The 25,742-nt window shown below is 70.5% G+C and carries 24 protein-coding genes; 12 read left to right on the top strand and 12 right to left on the bottom strand.

All coding sequences use genetic code 11. From position 1 onward, the window contains the following. Genes AB0K15_RS16835 through AB0K15_RS16825 form a run of 3 tightly spaced genes read left to right on the top strand, consistent with a single transcriptional unit; the run spans position 1 to position 3,683 of the window. On the top strand, positions 1-1,056 hold the full coding sequence (locus AB0K15_RS16835; RefSeq protein ID WP_364050398.1) for a thiamine ABC transporter substrate-binding protein: 1,056 nt from the start codon (positions 1-3) through the stop codon (positions 1,054-1,056). 44 nt (positions 1,057-1,100) lie between these two features. Beyond that, positions 1,101-2,672 (top strand): iron ABC transporter permease, encoded by a 1,572-nt coding sequence (locus tag AB0K15_RS16830; RefSeq protein WP_364050922.1) that lies wholly within the window; start codon positions 1,101-1,103, stop codon positions 2,670-2,672. After that, positions 2,673-3,683, top strand: coding sequence for an ABC transporter ATP-binding protein (locus tag AB0K15_RS16825; protein WP_364050395.1), 1,011 nt, complete (start codon positions 2,673-2,675; stop codon positions 3,681-3,683). It begins immediately after the preceding gene. 12 nt (positions 3,684-3,695) lie between these two features. Here the strand turns inward: AB0K15_RS16825 and AB0K15_RS16820 are convergent, their stop codons facing one another. The 3 genes from AB0K15_RS16820 to AB0K15_RS16810 are packed head-to-tail and all read right to left on the bottom strand — an operon-like array spanning position 3,696 to position 6,675. After that, positions 3,696-4,574, bottom strand: coding sequence for an ABC transporter permease subunit (locus AB0K15_RS16820; RefSeq protein ID WP_364050392.1), 879 nt, complete (start codon positions 4,572-4,574; stop codon positions 3,696-3,698). Further along, positions 4,571-5,575 (bottom strand): ABC transporter ATP-binding protein, encoded by a 1,005-nt coding sequence (locus tag AB0K15_RS16815; protein WP_364050389.1) that lies wholly within the window; start codon positions 5,573-5,575, stop codon positions 4,571-4,573. The genes AB0K15_RS16820 and AB0K15_RS16815 overlap by 4 nt, the downstream gene beginning before the upstream one ends. Further along, a complete protein-coding gene (locus AB0K15_RS16810) occupies positions 5,572-6,675 on the bottom strand; it encodes a sigma-E factor regulatory protein RseB domain-containing protein (protein WP_364050386.1) in 1,104 nt (367 codons plus the stop codon). Before AB0K15_RS16810 ends, AB0K15_RS16815 begins: the two co-directional genes overlap by 4 nt. 145 nt (positions 6,676-6,820) lie before the next feature. On the opposite strand from AB0K15_RS16810, the gene AB0K15_RS16805 reads away from it, so the two are divergent. Genes AB0K15_RS16805 through AB0K15_RS16795 form a run of 3 tightly spaced genes read left to right on the top strand, consistent with a single transcriptional unit; the run spans position 6,821 to position 9,275 of the window. Further along, positions 6,821-7,531 carry a response regulator transcription factor gene (locus AB0K15_RS16805; protein WP_364050383.1) on the top strand — a complete coding sequence of 237 codons (711 nt, stop codon included), beginning with the start codon at positions 6,821-6,823 and terminating at the stop codon, positions 7,529-7,531. Continuing rightward, positions 7,528-8,859 carry a HAMP domain-containing sensor histidine kinase gene (locus AB0K15_RS16800; RefSeq protein WP_364050380.1) on the top strand — a complete coding sequence of 444 codons (1,332 nt, stop codon included), beginning with the start codon at positions 7,528-7,530 and terminating at the stop codon, positions 8,857-8,859. The genes AB0K15_RS16805 and AB0K15_RS16800 overlap by 4 nt, the downstream gene beginning before the upstream one ends. Positions 8,860-8,882: 23 nt before the next feature. Next, positions 8,883-9,275 (top strand): (deoxy)nucleoside triphosphate pyrophosphohydrolase, encoded by a 393-nt coding sequence (locus tag AB0K15_RS16795; protein WP_364050377.1) that lies wholly within the window; start codon positions 8,883-8,885, stop codon positions 9,273-9,275. Positions 9,276-9,336: 61 nt separating this feature from the next. Here the strand turns inward: AB0K15_RS16795 and trpS are convergent, their stop codons facing one another. Further along, complete coding sequence (gene trpS / locus AB0K15_RS16790; protein ID WP_364050374.1) at positions 9,337-10,302, bottom strand: tryptophan--tRNA ligase; 966 nt, start codon at positions 10,300-10,302, stop codon at positions 9,337-9,339. A gap of 207 nt (positions 10,303-10,509) precedes the next feature. On the opposite strand from trpS, the gene AB0K15_RS16785 reads away from it, so the two are divergent. Then, complete coding sequence (locus AB0K15_RS16785) at positions 10,510-10,809, top strand: YciI family protein (protein WP_364050371.1); 300 nt, start codon at positions 10,510-10,512, stop codon at positions 10,807-10,809. A gap of 514 nt (positions 10,810-11,323) precedes the next feature. Here AB0K15_RS16785 and AB0K15_RS16780 read toward each other — a convergent pair. Next, entirely contained in the window at positions 11,324-11,491 is a 168-nt protein-coding gene (locus AB0K15_RS16780; protein WP_364050368.1) for a hypothetical protein, read from the bottom strand. A gap of 231 nt (positions 11,492-11,722) precedes the next feature. Between AB0K15_RS16780 and typA the strand changes: the two genes are divergently transcribed. Further along, positions 11,723-13,651, top strand: a complete 1,929-nt coding sequence (gene typA / locus AB0K15_RS16775) for a translational GTPase TypA (RefSeq protein WP_364050365.1) — start codon at positions 11,723-11,725, stop codon at positions 13,649-13,651. A 261-nt stretch (positions 13,652-13,912) separates the two neighbouring features. Beyond that, on the top strand, positions 13,913-15,637 hold the full coding sequence (locus AB0K15_RS16770; RefSeq protein ID WP_364050362.1) for an ABC transporter family substrate-binding protein: 1,725 nt from the start codon (positions 13,913-13,915) through the stop codon (positions 15,635-15,637). A 22-nt stretch (positions 15,638-15,659) separates the two neighbouring features. Here the strand turns inward: AB0K15_RS16770 and AB0K15_RS16765 are convergent, their stop codons facing one another. The 6 genes from AB0K15_RS16765 to AB0K15_RS16740 all read right to left on the bottom strand — a co-directional run bounded on the left by AB0K15_RS16765 (position 15,660) and on the right by AB0K15_RS16740 (position 22,169). Beyond that, a complete protein-coding gene (locus AB0K15_RS16765) occupies positions 15,660-16,112 on the bottom strand; it encodes a tetratricopeptide repeat protein (protein ID WP_364050359.1) in 453 nt (150 codons plus the stop codon). Between the two features lie 77 nt (positions 16,113-16,189). Beyond that, positions 16,190-17,221, bottom strand: coding sequence for an oligopeptide/dipeptide ABC transporter ATP-binding protein (locus AB0K15_RS16760; RefSeq protein ID WP_364050356.1), 1,032 nt, complete (start codon positions 17,219-17,221; stop codon positions 16,190-16,192). Continuing rightward, positions 17,221-18,312, bottom strand: coding sequence for an ABC transporter ATP-binding protein (locus AB0K15_RS16755; protein WP_364050353.1), 1,092 nt, complete (start codon positions 18,310-18,312; stop codon positions 17,221-17,223). Before AB0K15_RS16755 ends, AB0K15_RS16760 begins: the two co-directional genes overlap by 1 nt. After that, positions 18,309-19,259, bottom strand: a complete 951-nt coding sequence (locus AB0K15_RS16750; RefSeq protein WP_364050350.1) for an ABC transporter permease — start codon at positions 19,257-19,259, stop codon at positions 18,309-18,311. The genes AB0K15_RS16755 and AB0K15_RS16750 overlap by 4 nt, the downstream gene beginning before the upstream one ends. Next, positions 19,252-20,232, bottom strand: coding sequence for an ABC transporter permease (locus AB0K15_RS16745; protein ID WP_364050348.1), 981 nt, complete (start codon positions 20,230-20,232; stop codon positions 19,252-19,254). Before AB0K15_RS16745 ends, AB0K15_RS16750 begins: the two co-directional genes overlap by 8 nt. A gap of 185 nt (positions 20,233-20,417) precedes the next feature. Beyond that, positions 20,418-22,169, bottom strand: a complete 1,752-nt coding sequence (locus AB0K15_RS16740) for an ABC transporter family substrate-binding protein (protein ID WP_364050345.1) — start codon at positions 22,167-22,169, stop codon at positions 20,418-20,420. 542 nt (positions 22,170-22,711) lie between these two features. Between AB0K15_RS16740 and mshB the strand changes: the two genes are divergently transcribed. From mshB to AB0K15_RS16725, 3 genes are read left to right on the top strand one after another with little or no spacing between them, the layout of a single operon-like run. Then, positions 22,712-23,539 carry an N-acetyl-1-D-myo-inositol-2-amino-2-deoxy-alpha-D-glucopyranoside deacetylase gene (mshB, locus tag AB0K15_RS16735; protein WP_364050342.1) on the top strand — a complete coding sequence of 276 codons (828 nt, stop codon included), beginning with the start codon at positions 22,712-22,714 and terminating at the stop codon, positions 23,537-23,539. Between the two features lie 34 nt (positions 23,540-23,573). Further along, positions 23,574-23,939, top strand: a complete 366-nt coding sequence (locus tag AB0K15_RS16730) for a hypothetical protein (protein ID WP_364050919.1) — start codon at positions 23,574-23,576, stop codon at positions 23,937-23,939. Beyond that, complete coding sequence (locus AB0K15_RS16725) at positions 23,932-24,729, top strand: hypothetical protein (protein WP_364050339.1); 798 nt, start codon at positions 23,932-23,934, stop codon at positions 24,727-24,729. The genes AB0K15_RS16730 and AB0K15_RS16725 overlap by 8 nt, the downstream gene beginning before the upstream one ends. A 37-nt stretch (positions 24,730-24,766) precedes the next feature. Here AB0K15_RS16725 and AB0K15_RS16720 read toward each other — a convergent pair whose 3' ends face one another. Further along, positions 24,767-25,525 (bottom strand): site-2 protease family protein, encoded by a 759-nt coding sequence (locus AB0K15_RS16720; RefSeq protein WP_364050916.1) that lies wholly within the window; start codon positions 25,523-25,525, stop codon positions 24,767-24,769. Between the last annotated feature and the right edge of the window lie 217 nt (positions 25,526-25,742).

The raw sequence follows: 25,742 nt of genomic DNA, 5'->3' as shown, positions 1-25,742 counted from the left end.
ATGATTCCGCGGACCGCACGCACGGTGCTGGGACTGGCCACGGTCACGGTGCTGGCGAGCGCGTGCTCGCTGTCCGGCGGCTCGGGTGGCGACGCCCAGCAGACCCCGACGGTCACGCTCGTCACGCACGACTCGTTCGTCGCGCCGCAGGACGTGCTCGACGCGTTCCAGAGGCAGTCCGGGATCAAGCTCAAGATCCTCAAGTCGGGCGACGCGGGGGAGCTCACCAACAAGCTGGTGCTCACCAAAGCCAACCCGATCGGCGACGTCGCGTTCGGCGTCGACAACACGTTCGCGTCGCGCGCCCTGGGTGAAGGCGTCTTCCAGGCGTACACGAGCCCCGAGGCCGACCGCGGGCCGCAGCGGTACTCGGTGGACTCGCAGCACCGCCTGAGCGCGGTCGACGTCGGCGACGTCTGCGTCAACATCGACCCCGCCTACTTCGCGAGCAAGCACCTGCCCGAGCCCAAGACGTACGACGACCTCGCCGACCCGAAGTACAAGGACCTCACCGTCGCCGAGAGCCCCGCCACGGCCTCGCCCGGGCTGGCGTTCCTGCTGGGCACCGTGGCGAAGTACGGCGAGCAGGGCTGGCACGACTACTGGGCCAAGCTCAAGGCCAACGGCGTCAAGGTCGACAGCGGTTGGGAAGAGGCCTACACCAAGGACTTCTCCGGCTCCTCGGGCAAGGGCCCGCGCCCCATCGTGATCTCCTACGCGTCCTCCCCGGCCGCCGAGATCGGCGACGACGGCAAGCCTCGCACCAAGGCCCTGCTCGACACGTGCTTCCGCCAGATCGAGTACGCCGGCGTCCTCGCCGGCACCAAGCAGGTCCCGCAGGCCCAGAAGGTGGTCGACTTCCTGCTGTCGCAGCAGTTCCAGACGACGGTCGCGGCCAACATGTACGTCTACCCGGCCCGCGAAGGCGTCGACCTGCCCGCCGGCTGGGCCGCGGCCGCGCCGCTGCCGCAGGACCCCGCGACTCTGCCCGCCGACCAGATCCAGGCCGGCCGTGAGAAGTGGATCGGTGAATGGCGCTCGCTCATGGGCGCGTAACGCCGGCGCAGACCGCGCGCACAGCGGGCCTGGCGCTGCTCGGCCTGCTGCCCGTCGCGTTCCTGGTCGTGTTCTTCGCCTGGCCGGTCGTCGCGATCCTCGGCCGCGGCTTCTCGGCCGGCGGCGTGGACACGGTCCTGGCCGACGCGCAGACGTGGCAGCTCGCCGCGTTCACGCTGGTCAGCGCCGCCGCGTCCACGGTCGTCGCCGTGGTCGCGGGGCTGCCGGTGGCGTACGTGCTCGCGCGCGTGAAGCTGCCGGGCGTCGGGCTGGCGCGCACGCTGGTGCTGGTGCCGTTCGTGCTGCCGACGGTTGTCGTCGGGCTCGCGTTCCGCGCGCTGTGGCCCGACGGCGGCGTGCTGCCGCTGGTGCTGGCCAACGCGTTTTTCAACGTCGCCGTGGTCGCCCGCACCGTCGCCGGGCTGTGGAGTCACCTCGACCCGCGGGCGACGGAGGCCGCCCGCGCGTTGGGCGCCTCTCCGTGGCGAGCCTTCCGCACGGTGACGCTCCCGGCGCTCGGCCCGGCCGTCGCGTCGGCCGCGGCGGTCGTCTTCCTCTTCTGCGCCACCAGCTTCGGCGTGGTGCTCATCCTCGGCGGCGGCCGCTACCGCACGCTCGAGACCGAGATCTACCTGCGCACGGTCGACCTGCTGGACCTCTCCGGCGCCGCCGCGCTGTCACTCATCCAGTTCGCCGCCGTCCTCGCCGCGCTCGGGCTGGGCGCGATTGCCCGGCGGCGGCGCGAGAACGCCGTGAAACTCAAGCAGTCCACGCCCAGGCGGCCGAGAAAAGGCGAATGGTGGACGGTCGGCGCCGCCGCGGTCGTGATCGCGCTGCTGATGACGCCGATCGTCGCGCTGCTGCTGGAGTCGGTGTCCACACCGGACGGTTGGAGCCTCGCCGGGTTCCGCGCGCTCGCGAGCACCGGCACCGACGACGCGCTGCAGGTCTCCGGCTGGGTGGCGGCCAAGAACTCCCTCGCCGCGGCCACCGACGCGACCCTGCTCGCGATGACCGTCGGCGTGCTGGCCAGCGTGGTGCTCGTCGCCTTGAGACGTGCGCCCGGGCGCCTCGCCCGCGGCATGGGCGAGACGATGGACGCCGCCCTGATGCTGCCGCTCGGCGTCTCCGCCGTGACGGTCGGCTTCGGGTACCTCGTGACGCTCGACGCGCTGCCCGGCGACCTGCGCACGTCGCCGCTGCTCGTGCCGCTCGCGCAGGCGCTGGTGATCATCCCGCTGGTCGTGCGGATGATCCTGCCGGTGCTGCGGGCCGTCGACGTGCGGCTGCGCCAGGCCGCGTCGACGCTCGGGGCGAGCCCGGCGCGCGTGTGGCGCGAGATCGACCTGCCGCTCACCGCGCGTTCGCTCGTCGCGGCCGCCGGGTTCGGCTACGTGGTGGCGCTCGGCGAGTTCGGCGCCACGAGCTTCCTCGCCCGCCCGGACGCGCCGACCCTGCCCGTCGCCGTCGCAACGCTCATCTCCCGCCCGGGCGAGCTCAACAACCAGATGGCGTACGCCGCGTGCGCGCTGCTCATGGTCGTGACGGTCGTGGCCGTCGCGCTGATCGACCGGTTCGGCTCCGTCCGCGGGCACGGCACGGTGGGGGAGTTCTAGATGGCGCTCGCAGTGCGGGACCTCACGGTCCACTACGGCTCGTTCGCGGCGGTGCGCGACGCGCGCCTCGACATCACCGACGGCGAGGTACTCGCCCTGCTCGGCCCTTCCGGCTCCGGCAAGTCGACGCTGCTGCGCGCCATCACCGGCCTCGAGCCCGCGACGTCCGGCTCGGTGAGCTGGGACGGCACCGACCTCGCCGATGTGCCCGTGCACCGGCGCGGGTTCGGCCTGGTCTTCCAAGACGGCCAGCTCTTCCCGCACCGCGACGTCGCCGCGAACATCGCGTTCGGCCTGCGCATGCACGGGATCCCCAAGGCGAAACACCGAGCACGCGTCGAAGAGCTGCTGGAACTGGTGGGGCTCAAGGGGTTCGAACGCCGGCGCGTCACCGAGCTGTCGGGCGGCCAGGCCCAGCGCGTGGCCCTGGCCCGCGCCCTCGCGCCCGAACCGCGGCTGCTGCTGCTCGACGAACCGCTCTCCGGCCTCGACGCGGGGCTGCGTGAGCAGCTCGCCATCGACCTCGCGGACCTATTGCGACGCAGCAAGATCACCGCGCTGCTGGTCACCCATGACCAAGAAGAGGCGTTCACGCTCGCCGACCGCGTGGCCGTGCTCGACGCCGGCCAGATCCGGCAGGAAGGCGCCGTGCGGTCCGTGTGGCGAAACCCGGCGGACGACGACGTCGCGAAGTTCCTCGGCGCCACGTCGTTCGTCGACGGGGTGGCGGCGGGCGGGGTCGTGCACACGGCACTCGGCGACGTCGCGCTCCCGGAGCCCGAAGACGGCCCGGTCCGGCTCGGCTTGCGACCCCATGCGTTGCGCGTGGCCGAAACCGGCGTGCCCGGCGAGGTGACGGCCGCGGTGCACCGCCGTGAGCACCTCAGGCTGGTCGTCCGGCTGTCCGAAAAGGACACTGTGGACGCCGTCGCCCCCGTGACGGCGGACTTGCGTGCGGGCGATCCCGTCCGGCTCGCACTGGACCCGGACGGGATCGCGATCGTCGGCTGAAACCCCTCGAACTCAGCCGTCCCGAGTCGCCAGCCGGCCGTACGCCAGCGACAGCCCCACGATGATGTAACAAGCCGCTCGCAGCGCGCCTTCCGTGAGCATCGAGCCACCGATCGGGTCCTGCAGGATCTCCGTCGGGGCTTCGGACCAGTTGCGCGTGAGCAGGAACGGGTGCAGCCAGTCGAGCGAGGTCAGGAACCCGAGGATCGTGAACACGATGTCGCCGGCCAGCACCGAGGCGACCACGAGCATCGGGTGTTCCGTCCAGCTCGACACGGCCAGCGCGACCGCGCCGACGGCCCACAGCTGCAGCACGATCCAGCCCGCCACCAGCAGGATCCGGCCCAGCGCCGCGCCGAGCGACAACGTCGTGCCCGACAGCGTGAACAGCGATCCGGTGCCGTTGATGATCAGCCCGGTCACCACGCCCGTGACGCACATCGCCAGCACCGCGACCACGCACACGACCGCCACGCCGATCGCCTTCACCACCAGCAGCCGGCCGCGGCTGACGGGGGCGACGAGCCACGCGCGCAACGTGCCGTGGGCGGCTTCGCCCGCGAGCGCGTCGGCGCCGGCCATGGCCGAGGCCAGCGGAAGCAGCAGGGCCAGCGTCATCGTCAGCGCGGCGATGGGCAGCACCAGCGCGTTGTTCACGGCCGACGCGAGCAGCGCCGCGTCGCCGTCGGCCGGGCCTCCGTCGGGACCGCTGTCGCCGACCAGCGTGAGGCCGATGCCGATCACGATCGGCACCACGGCCAGCAGCGCGAGCACGGCCAGCGTGCGCGGGCGCCGGAAGATCCAGCGCAGCTCGGCCGCGACGAGGCGCGGCAGCGGCACCGTGTCGTGGCCCGTGCGGCTCACGGGTGCCGTGAGCGTCGCGGTGGTCATGCTTCCCCCTCGGATTCGGAGCCGTTGGCACCTTCGGTGAGCCGCGCGAACAGGTCCTCCAGCCCGGTTCGCGCGCGAGTCGCCTCGTGCACCTCGACACCGGCGCCCACGAGCACCTGCAGCACCCGCGGCGCGGGCGTGGCGGTGAGGTCGGCGCGGACGCCGTCGGGCGTGAGCCGGGCCCCGATCCGGTTCTCCCGCAACACTTCCACCGCGTGCTCCGCGTCGGGCGTGCGCACGAGCAGCGCCGCGTTGCCCGACTCCAGCAGCTCGGCCAGCTCGCCCTGAGCCACGACCGTGCCCGACTGCAGCACGGCGACGTGGGTGCACGTCGCCTCGACCTCGGCGAGCAGGTGCGAAGACACGAGCACGGTGCAGCCGTCGGCGTGCAGCTCGGCGATGATGCGGCGGATCTCGCGCGTGCCGGCGGGGTCGAGGCCGTTGGTCGGCTCGTCGAGGATCACCATCCGGCGCGGCACCAGCAGCGCCGCGGCCAGCCCCAGCCGTTGCTTCATGCCGAGCGAATAGCCCTTGTAACGGCGGCGCGCGGCTGCCGTGAGGCCCACGCGCTCCAGCGCCCCGTCCACGGCCGCCGGGATCGCCCCCGACGCCAGCCGCGGCTCGGCGGCCGCGAAGCGCAGCAGGTTGTCGCGCCCGGAAAGGAACGGGTGGAAGCCCGGGCCTTCCACGAGCGCGCCGACGTCGGGCAGCGCGTGCGGCGCGCCTTCGGGCATCGGCCGGCCGAGCAGCTCGACCTCGCCCTCGGTGGGCCGCACGAGGCCCAGCAGCATGCGGATCGTGGTCGTCTTGCCCGAGCCGTTGGGCCCGAGCATCCCGAGCACGGCCCCTTCGGGCACGTCGAGGTCGACGTGGTCCACCGCGACCGTGCCGCGGTAGACCTTGCGCAGCCCGCGCGTGCGCGCGGCGAGCGGGACCGCCGGGGCGGACACCTCCTGGGAGATGCCCGCCCCGGCTACCACCGCACTGGTCGTGTCGGTCACTTCTGGCCCAGCGCCTCGTACAGCACCTGCTCCGGCACCGCACCGGCGGCGAACCGCCCGTCGTCGGTCAGCACCGCGCCGCCGACCTTGGTGGTGAACAGGTAGCCGCTGCCCCAGGTGCCGCTCACGCGCTTGGCGAAGCGGCTGAGCAGCTGCTGCGGGTCGGCGCTCCGGCCCTCGGCCCCGGAGGCACCGGCCGGCTTCTTGCCGGACAGCGCGTCGGCCGGCACCTTGCCCGTGATGACGGTGTCCCAGCCGTCACCGACGAGCTTGGTGTCCTGCTTGGCCTCGTCGGCCAGCGCCTTGGTCTGGTCGTCGACCTTCGCGGTCTTTTCCGTCACCTTGGCGCCCTGCGGCGGGGTGAAGGTGAACAGGTCGGCCGACTGTGGAGCGAACTTCACGTCGGTGAACGCCACCTGGAGCGCCGGCGCGGTGGTTCCGTTGCTCAGCACGGAAAGCCGCAGCGGCATGCGCGTCTGCGAGTCCACGGCCACGCGGATTTCGCGCAGGAGCGTGCGTTCGGTCGGCTTCGGGGTGAAGACCAGCTCGTAGGCCGGGCGGTCGGCGACGTTCGCCGTGCCGTCCACGGAGACGGTGCTGTTCTCGCGGACCTTGGCCAGCAGCTCCTTGGTCGCGGTGGCCGGGTCGGCCATCTCGCCGGCACCCATCTCGTGCTTCGTGGCGACGTCGGCCGGGATGGTCGTCTTCGTCGCCGAGTTGTTGCTGGAGTGGTAGTCCCACACGGTGGTGCCGTTGCGGACGATCGTCTCCTGCGAAGCGCCGTTGGTCAGCGAGATCTTGGCCTTGCCGGCGCCGTCGCTGAACACGTGCGCGGAGTCGATGTTCAGCGCGCTCATCCCCGGGACCGCGCCGCCGGCCGCGCCCATGGCGGGCAGGCCGAGGTCGTTGCTCACGCTCACGGTGCCGTCGAACGGACCGGGGTTCGCCGTCATCACGGATTGAACCAGGTCCTCGGCGCTGATCTGCGGCAGCTTCGGCGCGTCGCCGGCCGAAGCCGGCATCGCGACCACCACGAGCCCCCCGACCCCCAGAGCGGTGCCGACGACGGCCGCGGTGATGGCCTTCTTCTTCGGATCCATGTCGTCTCTCCCTGTGTTTCCGAGCCCCAGTGTGCTCGGCTCCCGGAACCGACGCTTCCCTCTCGAGGCTGAGATACCCCTGAATGCTCGGCCTCCGCGGCTGAGATCGCGCTGAGAGCTCGCGCACGACCTGCGCAAACCGGCCATGATGAACCTCGTGAAACCTCGGGTGCTGGTGGTCGACGACGAGCCGGGCGTGCTCAAGGCGCTGCAACGCGGCCTGCGCGCGGAGGACATGGACGTGGTCACGGCGGCCGACGGGCCGTCCGGGCTGCGGCTGGCGCGCACCGGCGCGTTCGACGTGGTGCTGCTCGACATCATGCTGCCCGGCCTGTCCGGCTACCGCGTGCTGCAGCACCTGCGCGCGGAGAACGTGACGACTCCGGTCCTGCTCGTGTCCGCCAAGGACGGCGAGATCGACCAGGCCGACGGGCTCGACCTCGGCGCCGACGGGTACCTCGTGAAGCCGTTCTCCTTCGTCGTGCTGGTCGCGCAGGTGCGTGCGGTGCTGCGGCGCGCCGGGCCCGACGCTTCGCGCGGCACGCTGCGGCTCGGTTCGCTGGAGGTCGACCGCGCGTTGCGGCAGGTGCGCTGGGACGGCACCGAGGTGCCGCTGTCGCCGCGCGAGTTCGGGCTGCTGGAGGTGCTCGTGGGCCGCGCGGGCACCGTCGTCACGAAGGACGAGCTGCTGCGCGCGGTCTGGGGCGAGGAGCAGGCCGTGACGCGCAACCTCGTGGAGGTCTACGTCGGCTACGTGCGGCGCAAGCTCGACGCGGTCGGCGCCGGGGCGCTGCTGCGGACGGTGCGCGGCCACGGTTACCTCGCCTCCGACGCGCAGCTGGACGAGGTCATGTGATCGGCTCACCGTCCTGGTGGCGAGGCCGGTCGCTGCAGGTCCGGATCACGGTGCTGGCCACCACGATCACGCTCGCCTGCCTGCTCGGCCTCGCCACGCTCGCCGCCAGCCGGCTCGAACCGCTGCTCGTCGACTCCGTCGACCACGAGCTCACGGCCGCGCTCGGACCCGCGTCGGCCTCGGCCGCGGCGGGACGACCGCCGGCGGGTGCGGACCCGGTTTCGGTGCGTGTGCTGGACATCTCGGGCGCGCCGGTCGACGGCGGGCCGCGGCCGCCGTTGAGCGGCGACGCGATCGGGCAGCTCAAGGCGGGCGTGCCCGTGCAGACCGACGGCGACCGCTGGCGGGGCCAGGTCGTGAGCGCGCCCGACGGCAGCCAGCGGCTGGTCGTCGTGGGCGCGGGGCTCGTGGGGTTCGCCGCGGCGGTGCACTCCGGCGGCCTGTGGCTGGTGCTCGTCGCGCTGGTCGGCGCCGTGGTGGCGGGGCTCGCGACGTGGCTGGTGGTGCGCTTCGCGCTACGGCCCGTGGCGCGGATGCGGGGTCTGGTGCGCTCGTTGCCGCCGGGTTCGCGGCTGCCGCTGCCGACGTCGCAAGACGAGCTGCGCGCGCTGGCCGAGGAGTTCAACGCGCTCCTCGCCCGGCAGGAAGAGGTGAGCAGCCGCCTCCGCCGCTTCACCGGCGACGCGGCGCACGAACTGCGTTCGCCCGTCGCGTCGATCCGGGTGCAGGCCGAGGTCGCCGTGACGAACCCGGATCCGGAGCTGGCGCAAGAGACGCTCGCGGACATCCTCGCCGAGGCCGAACGCCTGTCGGCCCTGCTCGACGGCCTGTTGTCGCTCGCTCGTTCCGACGCCGGCGAGGTGCCGCCCGCCGAACCGGTGGAGCTGGTCACGGAGGTGCGCGCGGCCGTGGACCGGCTGCCGGCCGGTGCGCCACAGGCCCGGGTGAGCGCCGCCGTCGCGCAGGCGTGGGCGCTCGCGACGCACTCGGAGGTGGAGCTGGTGCTCGACAACCTCCTGCGCAACGCCTGCCGCTACGCCACCGGCCAGATCGTGGTGTCCGTGCTCGCCTCGCGCTCCGATGTGCGGGTGGTCGTGGACGACGACGGCCCCGGCATCGCGCCCGAGCACCGGGCCAAGGTGTTCGACCGCTTCTACCGCGTGGCCGACGACCGCGCCCGCTCGTCCGGCGGAACGGGCCTGGGCCTGGCGATGGTCGCCGAAGCCGTGCGCCGGCGGGGCGGGCGCGTGCGCGTGGGGGAGTCGCCGGACGGAGGTGCGCGCTTCGAGGTGAGGTGGCGCGCGGATCGGGCCGCGGCAACGGGGTGAACGCGGTGCGGGACACTGGGCCGATGGACGGGGTCATCGTCGGGGCGGCGCTGGTGCGCGACGGGAAGTTGCTCACCCAGCAGCGGGCGTGGCCGCCGCACCACGCGGGACAGTGGGAGCTGCCGGGCGGGCGCGTCGAGGAAGGCGAGACCGACTCGTACGCGCTGGCCCGCGAATGCCAGGAGGAGCTCGACGTCGCCGTCACGGTGGGCGGGCGCGTCGGCGACGAGGTGCCGTTGCCGGGCGGGAAGGTGCTGCGCGTGTACTCCGCCGCGCTGATCTCCCCGGGCGACGAGCCGCGGGCGGTCGAGCACACGGCCTTGCGCTGGGTCGGGCCGGACGAGCTCGACGAGGTGGACTGGCTACCGGCGGATCGCGGGCTGATCCCGGCGTTGCGCGCGTTGCTGATCAGCTGACGTTCTCCCGCGGCAGGGGGCGGGTTTCCCTTGCGCGTCAAGGAAAACCCGCCCGGGCTCTTCAGCCGGCGCCGATGAGGCGCAGTGCCGAGGACAGCCGGTGGTCGCCGCGTTCGGCGGCGCGGATCGCACCGGCCTTGCGGACGCGTTCGAGCTCCGCGGTGTCGGCGAGCAGGGCCATCGTGCGTTCGCGCACCGGGCGCAGCTCCTCGATCACGGCGTCGGCGACGGCGTCCTTGAGCACGCCGTAGGACGGGTACTCGTCGGCCAGCTCGTTCGGGTTGCGGCCGGTGCAGGCGGCGAGGATGTCCAGTAGGTTCGCGATGCCCGGCCGGCTTTCGGGGGCGTACGCGGGCACCGACCCGCCGTCGGTGCGCGCCCGGCGGATCTTGCGGCGCACCTGGTCCGGCTCGTCGAGCACGAAGACCACGCCCGCGGCGTCGTGCGCGGACTTGGACATCTTGCGCGTCGGTTCGACCAGGTCCTTCACCCGCGCGCCGGTGGGCGGCAGCACGGCGCGCGGCACCGTGAACACCTCGCCGTAGGTCGAGTTGAACCGCCTTGCCAGCGTGCGGGCGAGCTCCACGTGCTGGCTCTGGTCCTCGCCGACCGGGACGTCGGACGCGCCTTGCAGCAGGATGTCAGCGGCCATCAGCACGGGGTAGGTGAGCAGGCTGAGCCGGACGCCGGCCTGGCCTTTCGCCTTCTCCTTGAACTGGATCATCCGCGCGGCCTCGCCGTAGGAGCAGGTGCACTCGAGGATCCACGTCAGCGCGCCCAGCTCCTTCGCGATGTCCGACTGCACGAACACGCGCTCGGGGTCGACGCCGGTCGCCACCATCACGGCCAGCTGCTCCGTCGCCAGGGCGCGCAGCTTCGCGGGGTTGTGCGCGGTGGTCATCGCGTGCAGGTCGGAGACGAAGAACAGGTCGTCCGGCTCGCTGTCGGACGCGAAGCGACGCAGCGCGCCTAGGTGGTTGCCGAGGTGCACGTGGCCGGACGGGGTGATGCCGGATAACTGGACCACTGGGGTTCCTCTCCTGGGTGTGTGCCCCGGGAGGAGACCCGCCTGACAAGCGAGAAGGCCGCCCACCGGGGCGGCCTTCGCTGGAGTTCAGCGCAGAGCAAGAGGGCCGCCGGAGGGCGGCCACCACTGGGTGCTGTGCGCGAACATGGTGAACACCTTAGAACACTTGCAGGTGCCGTGGGGCGGAACCGGGTTTACCGTCAAGACATGTTCGTCGTCTTGCTCACCTACACCGCGCCCATCGAGGAGATCGACCTGGCGCTGCCGGACCACGCCGAGTGGCTCGGCAAGCAGTACGACCACGGTCATTTCCTGGCCTCCGGCCGCCAGAACCCGCGGACGGGCGGCGTCATCATCACGCGCCCGATGCCCCGCGGGAAGCTCGACGCCATCCTGGCCACGGACCCCTTCGCGACGCAGCACCTCGCGCATTACGAGGTGATCGAGTTCTCCCCGACGAAGACGGCACCCGAGTTGCGCCTGGTCAACGAGGCCGTGGCGCACTGATCAGGGCGCGATCGCCACGGCCACCCGGTCCGAAACGGGGTGGCCGTCGGGATCGTCAGACGGCCGCTGAAACGTGAGAACGATCACTTTTCCGGGCGCCGTGGCCTCCGGGAACCGGGTGCGGCGCCAACCCTGGTGATCAGTGACGACGGGACTGCTCTCGCTCGCCGGCCGGTTCGGAATCCGGTCCCGGCCCTCGTCGCGCGGATCGATCGCCGGTGCGCCGTCCGGAACGGCTTCCGTGCCGCCATCTCTGGGCGATTCCGGAGGTAGGCTCAGCCTTCATTGCCGTACGTGACCGCGGCTCGGGTTTCTTTCGTCCGCCGGACGACGGTAACGGGATTACCCGGTAACCGGACCCGTTGCCCACTGGTGGCGTCGCGTGGCTCTGTCGCGCCGGCAGATGTGGCGCCGACCCAGCCCGTGCCTGCCGCGGTACTTGCGATGCACGCCAATGCCCGACTATTCGATCGGCATGGGTGAAATCACCCGGAAATGCCGGCGGGAAACGCGTTCAGGCCGCTTTCGCGAGTTCCGTTTTCGCCTTCTTCAAAGCGAGCACCGGGCACTTCTTGCACCTCGAGGACGACCGGCAGCACTTCTTCTTCACCTTGCCGGCCTTCATCAGCTTGCGGACGACCCCGGCGGGGGTGTCCGGCTGCTTCTTGTCCTTTTTGCCCACGGTGGGCTCCCAAGTCCTCGGCGGCGCTTCCTGACGCTTCAGGTTAGGTGAGCCTAACCGATGATGGGGCGTGGCGGTCCTCACACTTCGGCAACAGGTATCCTTATGAAGTCCGCGTGTGGCCAAAGCCGGCCACGATGCCGGTTGAGGTGGCGAAGCCGTTCTGGTGAAGGCCACCGCTCCGCCCGCGACGCGGCCACCCACCCGCCTTCGTAGTTCAGGAGTCTTCGCGTGCCCGCAGCCAGCGCCACCGCAGTCGAAACCGGCCGCGCGTCCGGCAAGACCCGGCCCGACCTGCGCAACGTCGCCATCGTCGCACACGTCGACCACGGCAAGACGACCCTGGTCGACGCCATGCTCCGGCAGTCCGGCGCCTTCGCCGAACGCGCCGAGCTCGTCGACCGCGTCATGGACTCCGGTGAGCTCGAACGCGAAAAGGGCATCACCATCCTCGCGAAGAACACCTCCATCCACCGCCAGACGCCCGACGGCCAGGTCACGATCAACGTGATCGACACCCCGGGCCACGCCGACTTCGGCGGCGAGGTCGAGCGCGGCCTGGCGATGGTCGACGGCGTGGTGCTGCTCGTCGACGCGAGCGAGGGCCCGCTGCCGCAGACCCGCTTCGTGCTCCGCAAGACCCTCGAGGCCGGCCTGCCGGTGATCCTGGTCGTGAACAAGACCGACCGCCCGGACGCCCGCATCTCCGAGGTCGTCGAGGAGACCCACGACCTGCTGCTCGAGCTGGCCAGCGACATCGAGGACGCCGACCACGACGCGATCCTCGACCTGCCCGTGGTCTACGCCTCCGCGCGCGCCGGCAAGGCGAGCCTGGAGCAGCCCGCCGACGGCGAGATCCCCGAGAGCGAGAACCTCGACCCGCTGTTCGACACGCTGCTGCGCCACGTGCCGCCGCCCGCCGCGGACCTCGACGCGCCGCTGCAGGCGCTGGTCACCAACCTCGACGCGTCCAACTTCCTCGGCCGCATCGCGCTGATCCGCATCCACGCCGGCAAGCTGCGCAAGGGCCAGACCGTGGCCTGGATGCGCGAGGACGGCACGGTGCAGAACGTGCGCATCTCCGAGCTGCTCGTCACCGAGGCGCTCACCCGCGTGCCCGCGACCGAGGCGAGCGCCGGTGAGCTGGTCGCCATCGCCGGCATCCCGGACATCACGATCGGCGACACGCTGGCCGACGCCGACAACCCGGTGGCGCTGCCCCGGATCACCGTCGACGAGCCCGCGATCTCGATGACCATCGGCGTGAACACCTCGCCGCTGGCGGGGCGCAACGGCGGTGACAAGGTCACCGCGCGCCTGGTGAAGGCGCGTCTGGACCAGGAGCTGATCGGTAACGTCTCGATCCGCGTGCTGCCGACCGAGCGCCCCGACACCTGGGAGGTGCAGGGCCGTGGCGAGCTGGCGTTGGCCATCCTGGTCGAGCAGATGCGCCGCGAAGGCTTCGAGCTGACCGTCGGCAAGCCGCAGGTGGTGCTGCGCACGATCGACGGCAAGCTGCACGAGCCGTTCGAGCGCCTGTACATCGACTCGCCGGAGGAGCACCTCGGCGCGATCACGCAGCTGCTCGCGGCGCGCAAGGGCCGCATGGAGGACATGAGCGGCAACGGCACGGGCCGGATCAAGCTGGAGTACGTGCTCCCCTCGCGCGGCCTGATCAGCTTCCGCACCGACTTCCTCACCGAGACCCGCGGCACCGGCATCGCGAACCACGTGTTCGAGGGCTACTTCCCGTGGGCGGGCGAGATCCGCACCCGCCACAGCGGCTCGTTGGTCGCCGACCGCACCGGCCCCGTCACCGCGTACGCGATGATCCAGCTCGCCGACCGCGGCACGTTCTTCGTCGAGCCGGGCGCCGAGGTGTACGAGGGCATGGTCGTGGGCGAGAACCCGCGTTTCGAGGACCTCGACATCAACATCACCAAGGAGAAGAAGCTGACCAACATGCGTCAGTCCTCCGCCGACGTGATGGAGACGCTGGCCCGCCCGCGCAAGATGGGTCTGGAAGAGGCCCTGGAGTTCTGCTCGGTCGACGAGTGCGTGGAGGTCGCGCCGGAGGTCGTGCGGGTCCGCAAGGTCACGCTGGACATCAACACCCGGGCCAAGGAGCGTTCGCGCGCCAAGAGCCGCGAGAACGGCTGACGGTTCTTCTCGAAGGGCGCCTCTCCCCTCACCGGGGCGGGGCGCCCTTCGGCGTTCACCGGGCGGGTCGCGCGCCGGTCACGATGCCGCGCCGCTGATCACGAACGGGAACCAGGCGGGGTTCCCGCACGTCCACCGGTTGGCGGTATCCACTCCGGTGTCGGCCGGTCCGGCCGGATGTGGGAATCTCGGTGCCGAGCAGGCTCCGGCGTGGCAGCATGTCGGCTCGGACCACGGGAAATCGGGAGGGTACGCGTGCGGATGGGACGCAAGGCGGCGCCGGTGCTGGCGCTCGCGGGGGCGCTCCTCGCCGCGTGCTCGAACACGCCACCGCCACCGGTGGTGACCACGGCGCCCACGTCGAGCACCCCGGCGCAGCCCACGGCGTCGCAGATCGTGGTGGGCGTCGACGACGTCGTGGGCGGTTACAACCCCCACACGCTCGCGGACTCGTCCACGGTCACCTCCGCGCTGTCGCAGCTGCTGCTGCCGTCGGTGTTCCGCCAGTCCGACGACGGCAAGCGCACGCTCGACAAGACGCTGATGACCTCGGCCGAGGTCGTGTCGCAGATGCCGTTCACGGTGAAGTACGAGATCCGCCCCGAAGCCTCCTGGTCCGACGGCGCGCCGATCGCCACCGAGGACTTCACCTACCTCGCCGACGCCATGAAGTCGCAGCCCGGCGTGATCGAGCCCGCCGGCTACCGGCTCATCAGCAACATCGAGTCGCGCGACGGCGGCAAGGGCGTCGAGGTCACCTTCAGCAAGCCGTACCCGGCCTGGCAGACGCTGTTCGACAACCTGCTCCCGCAGCACCTGCTCAAGGACGCCCCGGGCGGCTGGCAGGCCGCGCTGGCCACCAGCTTCCCGGCCGTGGCGGGACCGTTCGCGATCAAGACCATCGACACCGCCCGCGGTGAGGTGACGCTGCAGCGCAACGACCGCTACTGGGACAAGCCCGCGGCCGTCGACACGCTGATCCTGCGCCGCTCCGACCCGTCCGGCATCGCGACCGCGCTGCGCAGCGGAAACGACCAGTTCTCCCTCACCCGCACCGACGCCAACGGCCTGCAGCTGCTCAACGACCTCGGCTCGGCTGTGAAGCTCACGACGCTGCCGCGGCCCACGGAGGCCACCGTGCTGCTGCGGCCCGTGAGCGCGGTGCTGTCGGACAAGCAGGTGCGCCAGGGTGTCGCGGCCCTGCTCGACCGCGGCAAGCTCATCACGGCCGGCGCCATGGGCGGCCCCGCCGCCGCGCTGAAGGCCGACGCGCAGGTCATCCCGCCCACCGGCGCCGGCTACGCACCGACCATCCCGGCCGGCCCGCCCGCCGCGCCGGACCTGGCGAAGGCCGAGGGCTATTTCAAGGCCGCCGGCTACACCAAGGAAGCCGGCGTGTGGCGCAAGGGCACCAAGACGTTGTCGCTGGTCATCGCGTCGCCGGGCGAAGAGGAGCCCTACGCGTCGATCGCGAAGGAGCTCTCCGACGAGCTCATCGCGGGCGGCGTGCAGGTCAACACCATCCAGCCCGAGCCGCGTGACCTGTTCTCGACGCTGCTGGCCATGCCCGTGCTCAACGGCCAGCAACAAGCCGGCCCCGACGCCAACGGCAACGTGGGCGTCGACATCGCCGTGGTCCCGCAGCCCGTCGGCGGCGACCCGGCCACGGTGCTCGCGTCGACCTTCGGCTGCGCTCCCGACCAGGCCACAGCCGACCCGACGAAGCCCGTCGTGCCCGCCAACTCCGCCGGCCTGTGCGACGAGAGCCGCCAGGCCTCGATCGACTCGGCCCTCACCGGCTCGACGACCTTGGCGGACGCGCTGAAGACGCTCGAACCGGACCTGTGGTCGGAGAACGTGGTGATCCCGCTGTTCCAGGAAGCCGAGACCCTGGCCGTCGGCAAGGGCATCTCGGGCCTGACGCCGGGGCCGCCGATGCTGGGCCCGTTCGGCTCCGCGGTGAACTGGACGCGCGGCACGAGCTGAGCACCGTTCCGAACGGCCGTGGTCAGCGCAGCCGATCCGCGATCTGCTGCAGGCCTTGCCGGATCAGCTGCCCGTACTCGTCGCCGCCGAGCGCGCCGATCGTCGCCTCCGCTTCACGCAGGTGCTCACGGGCTCGGTCGAGGTCGCCCAGCTTGCGGTGGCACTCGGCCAAGTTGAGGTGCAACGACGGAGACAACGCGGCCACCGACAGCGTCAATCCGGCCTCCGCCATGCGGGCGTCCGTCAGCTGGCCGGCGGCCGCCAGCGCGCGCTCGTCCCAGAGCAGCTCCTGCCGGACGTCGTCCTGCACGTCGGCCATCGAATGAGCGAGCGTGCACCGGTGCAGCGGGTCTCCTCGCTCACCACCGATTTCGGCCCAGATCTCGGCGAACACCTGGCGCGCGCCTGCCCGGTCGCCGCTGTGACCGCGCTGCACCGCCTCGCCGATCCGGGTGAGCGTGGGGTCCGTGATCACGTATCGCTCCTCTGCCTCACAACGAAACCGCCCCGGCGCGCACAACGTGGCACCGGGGCGGTTCTCGTCAAGACGGTTCAGATCAGCTGCAGGCTCTCCGCGAAGTGGCAAGCCGTCGGGTGGCCCTGACCGTGGTCGATCAGCAGCGGCTCTTCCGTGCTGCACTTCTTGCGGCCCGCGTCGTCGATCTCGTTGGCGAACTTCGGGCAGCGGGTGCGGAAGCGGCAGCCCGAGGGCGGGTTCGCAGGACTGGGCACGTCGCCGGTGATCACGATGCGCTGGCGGGTGCGTTCCTTGCGCGGGTCCGGCACCGGGATCGCCGAGATCAGCGCCTGGGTGTACGGGTGCGTCGGGCTGTTGAAGAGGTCCTCGGCCGCCGCGGTCTCCACGATCTTGCCGAGGTACATCACCGCGATGCGGTCGGACACGTGGCGCACGACCGACAAGTCGTGGGACACGAACAGGTACGACAGCCCGAACTCGGCCTGCAGGTCCTTCAGCAGGTTGAGCACACCGGCCTGAATCGACACGTCGAGTGCCGACACCGGCTCGTCGAGCACCAGCACCTTCGGCTTGAGCGCGAGCGCGCGGGCGATGCCGATGCGCTGGCGCTGGCCGCCGGAGAACTCGTGCGGGAAGCGGTTGCCGTGCTCCGGGCGCAGGCCCACGGTCTTCATCAGGTCACGGACCTGCTGGCGGCCACCGTTGTCGTAGAGGCCGTGGATGCGCAGCGGTTCGGCGATGATCTCGTTCACCGGCAGCCGCGGGTCCACCGAGGCGTACGGGTCCTGGAACACGATCTGCATCTCGCGCCGCAGCCGTTGCAGCTCGCGCTTGCCCATCGTGCCGAGGTCGCGGCCCTCGAAGGTGACCTTGCCCGACGTCAGCGGCTGCAGCGCCAGCGCGACGCGCGCGGTGGTCGACTTGCCACAGCCCGACTCGCCGACCAGCGCCAGCGTCTCGTGCGGGTAGATGTCGAACGACACGTCCGACACGGCCTGCACCGCGCCCGTCGTGCGGCGGACGATGCCGCCGCCGCGGATGGGGAAGTGCTTGACCAGGTTCTGCGCGGAGAGGACGGGCGTCCGGGTCGCCGTTGCCTCGCTCATCAGATCGTCTCCGTGTCGGTCGCGGCGTCGACGGTGACCGGGACGGCTGCCGTGTCGGCCGAGGTGGCGCTGAACAGCTCGGCCGGGTCGCGGCCGATGACCTGCTCGGTGAAGTGGCAGGCCGCGAACTGCGAGCCGGGGCCCGCCACCAGCGGCGGTTCCTCCTTGTCGCAGATGTCCTGCGACAGCGGGCAGCGCGGGCTGAACGGGCAGCCCGGCGGCATGTTCTGCGTGGCAGGCGGCGAGCCGGTGATCGGCGTGAGCCGTTCGGTCTTCACGTCGAGGCGGGGCAGGCTGCCCAGCAGGCCCAGCGTGTACGGCATGCGCGGCGTGTAGAAGATCTCGTCGACGCTGCCGGACTCCACCACCTTGCCCGCGTACATCACGTGCACGCGGTCGGCCTGGCCGGCGATCACGCCGAGGTCGTGGGTGATGAGCACCATCGCCGCGCCCGTCTCCTTCTGCGCCGCCTGCAGCGCTTCGAGGATCTGGGCCTGCACGGTCACGTCGAGCGCCGTGGTCGGCTCGTCGGCGATGATCACGTCCGGGTTGTTGGCCATGGCGATCGCGATCACCACGCGCTGGCGCATACCGCCCGAGAGCTGGTGCGGGTACTCGTCCGCGCGCTGCTTCGGGTTCGGGATGCGGACCAGGTCGAGCAGGTCGATCGCCTGCTTCTTGGCCACGTCCTTGCGCACGTCGTGGTGCGCGGTGATCGCCTCGGCGATCTGGTCGCCCACGGTGTACACGGGGTTCAGCGAGGTCATCGGGTCCTGGAAGACCATCGCGATGCCCTTGCCGCGGACCTTGTTGAGCTCCTTCTCGCTGGCCTTCAGCAGCTCGACGCCGCCGAAGCGGATCGAGCCGGAAACCCGCGCCGTGCGGGGCAGCAGGCCCATGATGGCCAGCGACGTGACGGACTTGCCGGAGCCGGACTCGCCGACGATGCCCAGCACCTCACCGCGCTGGAGCTGGTAGTTCACGCCGCGCACGGCCTTGACGAGGCCTTCGCCGCTCGGGAACTCGACGGTCAGGTCCTCCACCACGAGGACGGGATCACCGCCGCGTGTGTTGGAGTCGTACTCGGTCATGCGCGCACCTTCGTCTGCTGGGGGTCGAACGCGTCCCGCAGGCCGTCCCCGATGAAGTTGATCGTCAGCGCGATCAGGATGATGAAGACGCCCGGGAAGTAGAACAGCCACGGGCGGGTGTCGACCGCTGTCTGCGCGGTGCTGACGAGCAGGCCGAGCGACGTGTCGGGCGGCGTGACACCGAACCCGATGAACGACAGCGCGGTCTCGAGCAGGATGCCGATCGACACCAGGATCGTCAGGTTCACGATGATCGCGCCGAGCGCGTTGGGCACCAGGTGCCGGAAGATGATCCGGGCGTCACTCGCGCCGAGCGCCTTGGACGCCTCCACGAACTCCTTCTCTCGCAAGGAGAGCACGACACCCCGAGCGACGCGGGCGACGTAGGCCCAGTACAGGGCGGCGATGACCACCGCAATCAGCCACCACGTGCCACCCACCTGGTGGGCGAGCACCGCGGCGACCGCGAGCAGCGGCAGGGTGAGGATCAGGTCGGCGATGCGCATCAGGACCGTGTCGATCCAGCCGCGGTAGTAGCCGGCGACCGAGCCCCAGATCGTGCCCACGAACGTCGCGAAGATCGCGATGAGCACGGAGATCTGCAGCGAGACCTGGGTCCCGCGCATCACCTGGGCCAGCGTGTCGTGGCCGACGGCGTCGGTGCCGAACGGGTGCGTGCCCGACGGCGGCGCGGAGTTGTCCTCGGTGATGTCGACCGGCGTGAACTTCCAGAGCAGCGGGCCGACGTAGGCGAACAGGATGATCAGGATGAACACGATCAGGCTGATCATCGCCAGCCGGTGCTGCAGGAAGCGCTTGAAGACCAGCTGGGCCTGGCTGCGTTCCTTGACCGTGAACTCGCGCTCGGGAACGGTGTCCGGCTGGGTCGCGACGTCGAGGCGAGAGTCCGCGCCGGTCGGCAGTTCGGTCGTCGATTCGTCAGGCATAGCGGATCCTCGGGTCGAGCAGGCCGTAAAGCAGGTCGGCGATGAGGTTGAGCAGGATGATGAAGGTGGCGGCGATGAGCAGCCACGCCTCCACGGCGTAGACGTCGCTCTGCCGGATGGCGTTCAGCAGGAACGTGCCCGCGCCCTGCCATTGGAACACGGTTTCGGTCACCACGGCGCCACCGAGGATCGCGCCGATGTCCAGCGCGGTCACGGTCGTGAGCGGGATGAGCGCGTTGCGCAGCGCGTGCCGGCGGGTCACCGTCCAGCGGGGCAGGCCCTTCGCACGGGCGAGGCGCACGTAGTCGGAGTTGAGGACCTCGAGCATCGACGCGCGCTGGAAGCGGCTCCAGGCCGCGTAGCTCGTGAGCGCGAGCGAGATGGTCGGCAGGATCAGGTGGCCGGCGATGTCGCCGACCTGTGCCCCGAATCCGTCGGGTGTGATCACCGACGAGGAGCCGATCGTGTAGAAGATCTGGTCGCCGACGGAGGTGTTGATCGAGATGCCGATCTGCTTGAGCACGATGGCGAACCAGAACGACGGCATCGACAGGAACAGGAAGCCGAAGAAGGTCGCGGTGTAGTCGAACTTCGAGTACTGGCGGGCCGCGCTGATCACGCCGATGACGACGGCGAGGATCAGGGCCACGATCATGGCCAGCACGATCAGGCGCAGCGTCACGCCGAAGCGGACGAAGACCTCGTGGCCGATGTCGAGGTTCGACTGCACCGACGGGCCGAAGTCACCGCTGAGGACGCCGGTGATCCAGTGCCAGTACCGCTCGAGGATCGGCTGGTCGAGGTGCAGGCGGATCCGCTCGAGCTCGATCGTCTGCGGGGGCGGCGGCGGGTTTCTCTGGATCAGGTAGCTCAGCGGGTTGGCTGAGAGCGACACCATCACGAAGACGAGGAACGTCGACACGATCAGGATCGGCACCGAGACGAGGAGCCGGCGCAGTGCGAAGGCAAGCATGGAGGTCTTCCTGCTCTGGTGGTTCTGCCGCGGACCCGCCGCTTGTGGTGGCTGGGCCGGGCGACGAGAGAGGCAAATCTGGAGTTCGGGACGAAGCGGACCAAAACGTTCGAACACGCGGTGAGGGGCCGGCAAACTGCCGGCCCCTCACCGGTGGTGTCCTGCGTGAATCTACCGGGTGGTGATCACTTGCGGATGCCCCACTCCGCCATGTTGTAGACCGGAGCGTCGAGCGTCGAGTTGTTGCGGATGTTCGCGATCTTGTCCGAGGCCGCGATGAAGGTCGGCTTCTGGTACAGCGGAAGCACGTACGCGTCGTTGGACATGATCTGGTCGGCCTGGTTCAGCAGGTCCGTGGCCTTGGCCTGGTCGGTCTCGGCGTTGGCCTCGGCGATCAGGCTGTCGACCTGCGGGTTGGAGTACTTGCCGTAGTTGCTGCCCTGACCGGTGACCCAGTTCTGGACGGCACCCGCGAACGGGAACGGCGAGGACACCCAGGCGAACACGATGATGTCGTAGTCGCCGTTGGTGGTGGTGTCACCCAGGTCGTCGGTCGGCGACACGTTGACGGTGACGCCCAGCTGCTTGGCGGCCTGCGCGAACAGCTCGCACTCGTCCTGGCGGATCTGGTTGCCGACGGTGTAGCGGATCCGGAACGGGCCCACGTTCTTGCCGGACTTGTCCTTCAGCTGGCCGCCGGTGATGGTGTAGCCGGCATCGGTGAGCAGCTTCTTCGCCTTGTCGATGTCACCAGTGCCCTGGCCGGTCGACGAGACGACGTCCTTGTAGCCCTGCTGCTGCGGCATGAAGTTGTGGTTGTTCAGCGGCTCGACCTTGTTGGTGAACTGGCCGACCGTCTTGGCGATCATGTCCTTGCGGTTGACCGCCGTGAACAGCGCCTGGCGCAGGGCCTTGTCAGCCAGTGCCGGGGTCTTCAGGTTGAAGTCGAAGTGCTCCCAGGTGAGGCCCAGGCCGATGTAGGAGGAGATGTTCGGCATGTTCTTGACCTGGTTGACCAGGTCGACCTGCGGCTGCGGGTAGATGACCTGGACTTCGTTGTTCTGCAGGGCGGTGGGCTCCTGCGTGGCGTCGGTGATGACGCGGAAGATCACGCTCGACAGCAGCGGCTTCGTGCCCCAGTACTTGTCGTTCGGAACCTCGGTCACCGACTGGTTGTTCACGAACTTCGAGATCTTGAACGGGCCGCCGGACCAGGTCGGGACGGTGTCGCCGAACCACTTGTACGACGAGGCGAGGCCGGCCGGGGTGTTGGTGTCACCGTGCTGGGCGGCCAGGTGCGCCGGGTACATGGCGCCCGAGGAGCTCCACAGCTGGCGCCAGTCGGTGAACGGCTTGGTGAAGGTCACGGTGACCGTCTTGCCGTTGTCCGAGCCGACGACCGACTTGATCTGGTCGTAGCCGGAGGTGCTGGCCGGGGCGCAGTCGGGGCAGTCCTTGCCGTTCTGGACCTTCCAGTTGTAGATGAAGTCGTCGGCCGACAGCGGCGTGCCGTCGTCCCAGGACGCCTTCGGGTTGATCTTGTAGACGACCACCTGCGGGTTGGTGCTGGTGACGTCGGCCGACTCCACGAAGTCCTTGTTGAGGACCGGCTTGAGGTCAGGCGTCGCGTAGAAGGTGTAGGGCAGGATGCCCTTGGTGACCATGCCGGTCTCGAAGACGTTGCCCTCGGCGGACGTGACGTTCCAGTTCGGGATGTTCTTCTCGATGGCGTACGTGACGTCGCCGCCCTGCTGCAGCTGGTCAGCCGGAGCCGAGTTGCAGGTGTTCACGTTCTTGTCGCAGTCGGCGAATGCCTGCCCGGTCTGCACCGCGCTGTTGCCGCCGCCGCCACCGCCGCCACAAGCGGAGAGCAGAAGGGCCGCGCCCGCGACGAACGCACCGAGCTTCGCGGCGCGCGACCTTGTCGTCACTAACATTCATTCTCCTTGCTCGACGCCGTCGCGGGTTTGCGAGGCGACCTCTTCCTGACCGCAAGCTTCGATGTAATCGAGTTAGCTCACCGTAGTCGTGCAACCTAGGCAGTGGACAGCCGTCAAAACTATCGATCCGGACACTCTCAGTGAGATCGTGATGGAACAGCAATCTCGTCTTGCCTATCTCCACCACGGGTTCTGCGGTTGATCGACTACTCACGGTAGCTAATCTTCGATCATCACAGGCCTCGTTCGGGGACGGCCACGGCTCGGTGGGTCATTCGGCTCGGGGGACAATAACCGACGCCATCCTCTTTGTGGACCCCGCGAATGGACTAGTCACACAGCCGTGACAAACCGGAAGTGACAAGGAATTAACCTGATCTCGTGAACGGTGGCGACCGTTTACCGGAGTGCGGGCCGCAGGGCGTGTCCGGACCTTTCCGGGCCACCTCCGCCGGGTGGCCGGAACCCCTGCCGCGGAACGTTCCGGGACTCGGAACGCCGCGGCCCGGCCCGCGGCCGGAGTTCATTAACCTGGTGCCGTGATCCGAAAGCTCCTGCTCGTCCACGCGCACCCCGACGACGAGACCATCACGACCGGCGGCGCGATCGCCCGGTACGCCGCCGAGGGCGCCGAGGTCTCGGTGGTCACGTGCACTCTCGGCGAGGAAGGCGAGATCGTGCCGCCGCGGCTGGCGCTGCTGGCCTCCGACGCCGCGGACCAGCTCGGCGGCTACCGCTCGGGTGAGCTCGCGGCCGCCTGCGCCGCCCTCGGCGTGACGCGCCACGAGTACCTCGGCGGGATGGGCCGCTGGCGCGACTCGGGCATGGCGGGCACGCCGGCCGCCGAGCATCCGCGTGCGTTCGCCGGCGGCAGCCTCGACGAGCAGGCCGCCCAGCTGGCCGAGCTGCTCGACGAGCTGGCACCCCAGGTCGTCGTCACCTACGACTCCTTCGGCGGCTACGGCCACCCCGACCACATCCGGGCCCACGACGTCACCATGGCCGCGGCGCCGCGGGCGGCTTCCGTCGAGCGCGTCTTCCACGTGGTGCACTCCCGCGCCGCGGTCGACGCGGGGCTCGCGCGCCTGCGCGCGAATGGCGGCTCACCCTTCCGGGTACCCGAGGACGACGAGCTCCCCGGCACCGCGGATGAGAAGGTCACGACTGTGCTCGACACCTCGGCCCACCTGCCGGCGAAGATCGCGGCCCTGCGCGCCCACGAGACGCAGCTGACGGTCGTCGACGGAGCGGTCGTGCACTTCGCCCTCACCAACGACATCGCGCAGCCGATCCCGCCCGCCGAGTACTTCGTGCTCGCCCACGGCGACGCGGCCGGCGCGGACACCGACCTGTTCGGAGGGCTGTGACGTGCCGGCCCCGCTGAGCTCCGAGCAGCGCCTGATGCTGGGCCTGCTGTGCCTGGACGCGCTGCTGCTGGCGTTGCTCGAAGTGTTCTTCCTGCCGCTCCGCGTCGGCTCGCTCGGGGAGGTGCCGCTGCCGCTGACGGCGCTCGTCGGCGCGGTCAGCACGCCGTGGCTGGTGCTGACCACCGCGAAGCTCGTGCGGCCGGGGTTGTCGTGGGTGCCGCTCGTGGTGTGGGTCGTCGTGGTGTTCGGCATCGGCTTCGCCGGGCCCGGCGGCGACCTCGTGCTCGTGCAGGACTGGCGGGCGATCCTGCTTCTCGGCGCCAGCGCGCTGCCGGCGGCGCTCGTGCTCGGCGGCGGGCTCGGCCGCGCGGCCGCGGCGAAAGGCAAAGTCCGTGGCTGAGGCCATTTCGGACCGTCAGGTCGTCGCGGTGCTGCGCCCGTTCGTCCGGGCCTGCGCGCCGGTGCTCGACGCGCTGCGCGAGGCGGACCCGTTCGGCTTGCAGGCGCGGGCCCGCCGGGCCGAGGCGGCCGAGGAGTTCGGCGACGACGGCTTCAAGGAGAAGGTGCTCGGCGCGCTCACGTCCGTGAAGGTGCCCGGCACCGCCGCGTGGACCCGGATGGACATCGACGCGCGCTGCGGCTGGTGGGTCAACCGCGTCGGCAGGCTCACTGCGGCGCTCACCTCGATTCCCGGCCTCGGCGGCGCCCTCGCCGACCGGCTGCCGGTGCAGGACACGCTCGGCGCGGCGTCGCAGGGGTTGCTGCTGTGCGCGATCGCGGGGGAGTACGGCGTGACGGACGTCGGCAGCCGGGTGCGGCTGATCGCGTCGGTGCTGTTCGAGCGCGACCTCGACCCGGTGCTCGCCGCGGGCAAGCCCGCCGACGAGTCCGCAGAGGACAGTGCGGCCGCGCAGCTCACCGAAGAACTGACGGAATCCGAACGAGCCCACGGCAAGGTGACGGTGAAAGCCGTCGCCGGGACACTGTGGCGGCTCGGCCGGTCACTGTGGGGGATCGCCGGGGAGCTGGAGAAGCGCCCGCGTGGCCGCTTCTACCACCGGGCCCTCGGGCTCGTCCCGGTGGTCGGCGCGGCCGGCGACTACCTCGGCGAGCGCTGGGGGCTCAAACAGATCTGGAAGCGCGCGCACGGGTGGCTGATGACCAACTCGCACTGGGCTTCTTTTTCTTGAGCCGAACCCGCCCGCGCCCTGAGCCGGACCGCCGCTGTCACCGCCAGAAGAGGAACGCCGACTGCCCGAGCTGCGCGGCCAGCCCGCTGCCGCCGAACGCGTCGAAGATCAGGCCGGCGACGTACCAGAGCGCGTCGGACAGCGGGCGGAACGCGAAGAACAGCGCGAAGAGCACCAGCGGCGCCCACGGCCGCACGCGCGCGCCGAACGCCCGCGCCTGTGGTGAGAGGTACGGCTCGATCGCGCCCCAGCCGTCGAGGCCGGGGATGGGCAGGATGTTGATGAGGAACGTCATCACCTGCAGCAGCGCGAGGTAGGACAGGCCGAAGAACAAGCCGGGTGACATCGGTACCAGCGCCGCCACGAGGCACAGCGCGGCGCCCACCCCGAGGTTCGACAGCGGGCCGGCGAGCGAGACCCACGACGAGGTGGCCCGGTTGCGCAGCGCGCCGCGGTTGATCCACACCGCGCCACCGGGCAGCGGGATGCCGCCGATGAGGAGGAAGATCAGCGGCAGCAGGATCGACAGCACGGGGTCGGTGTAGCGCCGCACATCCAGCGTGAGGTAGCCCTTCTGGGCGACCCCGGCGTCGCCGCCGCGGTACGCGACGAAGGCGTGGCCGAACTCGTGCAGGGTCAGCGAAGCGATCCAGCCACCTGCCACGAGGAGTACGACACCGGTGACGTAGAGCGGGTCCCGGTCACCCGTGAGACTCAGGGAATTACCGTAAGCGGCCAGGATTCCGCCGATGACGGCGACCGCGAGGATGCCGATGAAGACCGGGCTGGGCCGCACTGCTGATCTCTGCACCCCACCAGTCTTCCGTATGCCCGGTGTGAAGTCTTCGGCGTGTCCCCTTGCGCGATCGGCCCGAGGTATCCCCCGAACTCGCTACTCCGCTTGACCTGACCGCACTACACGGGTGTAATCACAGTGATGTCATTCGCTGTCGAGAGGGGACAGCGGATGTCGTTTCACCACCGCCAGCCTGGGGAGTGCGTAGGAGCGAGGA

It is taken from the genome of Amycolatopsis sp. NPDC049253 (assembly GCF_040678995.1).
In the GTDB taxonomy this organism is placed as follows: Bacteria; Actinomycetota; Actinomycetes; order Mycobacteriales; family Pseudonocardiaceae; genus Amycolatopsis.
Note: the sequence above shows the minus strand (reverse complement) of the source record. Positions and strands in the feature narration are given on the sequence as shown.

Excerpts from the sequence above, each read along its gene's own strand:
- AB0K15_RS16835 (WP_364050398.1), top strand. The coding sequence starts at position 1 with ATGATTCCGCGGACCGCACGCACGGTGCTGGGACTGGCCACGGTCACG.
- AB0K15_RS16825 (WP_364050395.1), top strand. The coding sequence starts at position 2,673 with ATGGCGCTCGCAGTGCGGGACCTCACGGTCCACTACGGCTCGTTCGCG.
- AB0K15_RS16820 (WP_364050392.1), bottom strand. The coding sequence starts at position 4,574 with ATGACCACCGCGACGCTCACGGCACCCGTGAGCCGCACGGGCCACGAC.
- AB0K15_RS16810 (WP_364050386.1), bottom strand. The coding sequence starts at position 6,675 with ATGGATCCGAAGAAGAAGGCCATCACCGCGGCCGTCGTCGGCACCGCT.
- AB0K15_RS16805 (WP_364050383.1), top strand. The coding sequence starts at position 6,821 with ATGATGAACCTCGTGAAACCTCGGGTGCTGGTGGTCGACGACGAGCCG.
- AB0K15_RS16795 (WP_364050377.1), top strand. The coding sequence starts at position 8,883 with ATGGACGGGGTCATCGTCGGGGCGGCGCTGGTGCGCGACGGGAAGTTG.
- AB0K15_RS16785 (WP_364050371.1), top strand. The coding sequence starts at position 10,510 with ATGTTCGTCGTCTTGCTCACCTACACCGCGCCCATCGAGGAGATCGAC.
- AB0K15_RS16770 (WP_364050362.1), top strand. The coding sequence starts at position 13,913 with ATGGGACGCAAGGCGGCGCCGGTGCTGGCGCTCGCGGGGGCGCTCCTC.
- AB0K15_RS16760 (WP_364050356.1), bottom strand. The coding sequence starts at position 17,221 with ATGAGCGAGGCAACGGCGACCCGGACGCCCGTCCTCTCCGCGCAGAAC.
- AB0K15_RS16755 (WP_364050353.1), bottom strand. The coding sequence starts at position 18,312 with ATGACCGAGTACGACTCCAACACACGCGGCGGTGATCCCGTCCTCGTG.
- AB0K15_RS16750 (WP_364050350.1), bottom strand. The coding sequence starts at position 19,259 with ATGCCTGACGAATCGACGACCGAACTGCCGACCGGCGCGGACTCTCGC.
- AB0K15_RS16745 (WP_364050348.1), bottom strand. The coding sequence starts at position 20,232 with ATGCTTGCCTTCGCACTGCGCCGGCTCCTCGTCTCGGTGCCGATCCTG.
- AB0K15_RS16740 (WP_364050345.1), bottom strand. The coding sequence starts at position 22,169 with ATGTTAGTGACGACAAGGTCGCGCGCCGCGAAGCTCGGTGCGTTCGTC.
- AB0K15_RS16730 (WP_364050919.1), top strand. The coding sequence starts at position 23,574 with ATGCTGGGCCTGCTGTGCCTGGACGCGCTGCTGCTGGCGTTGCTCGAA.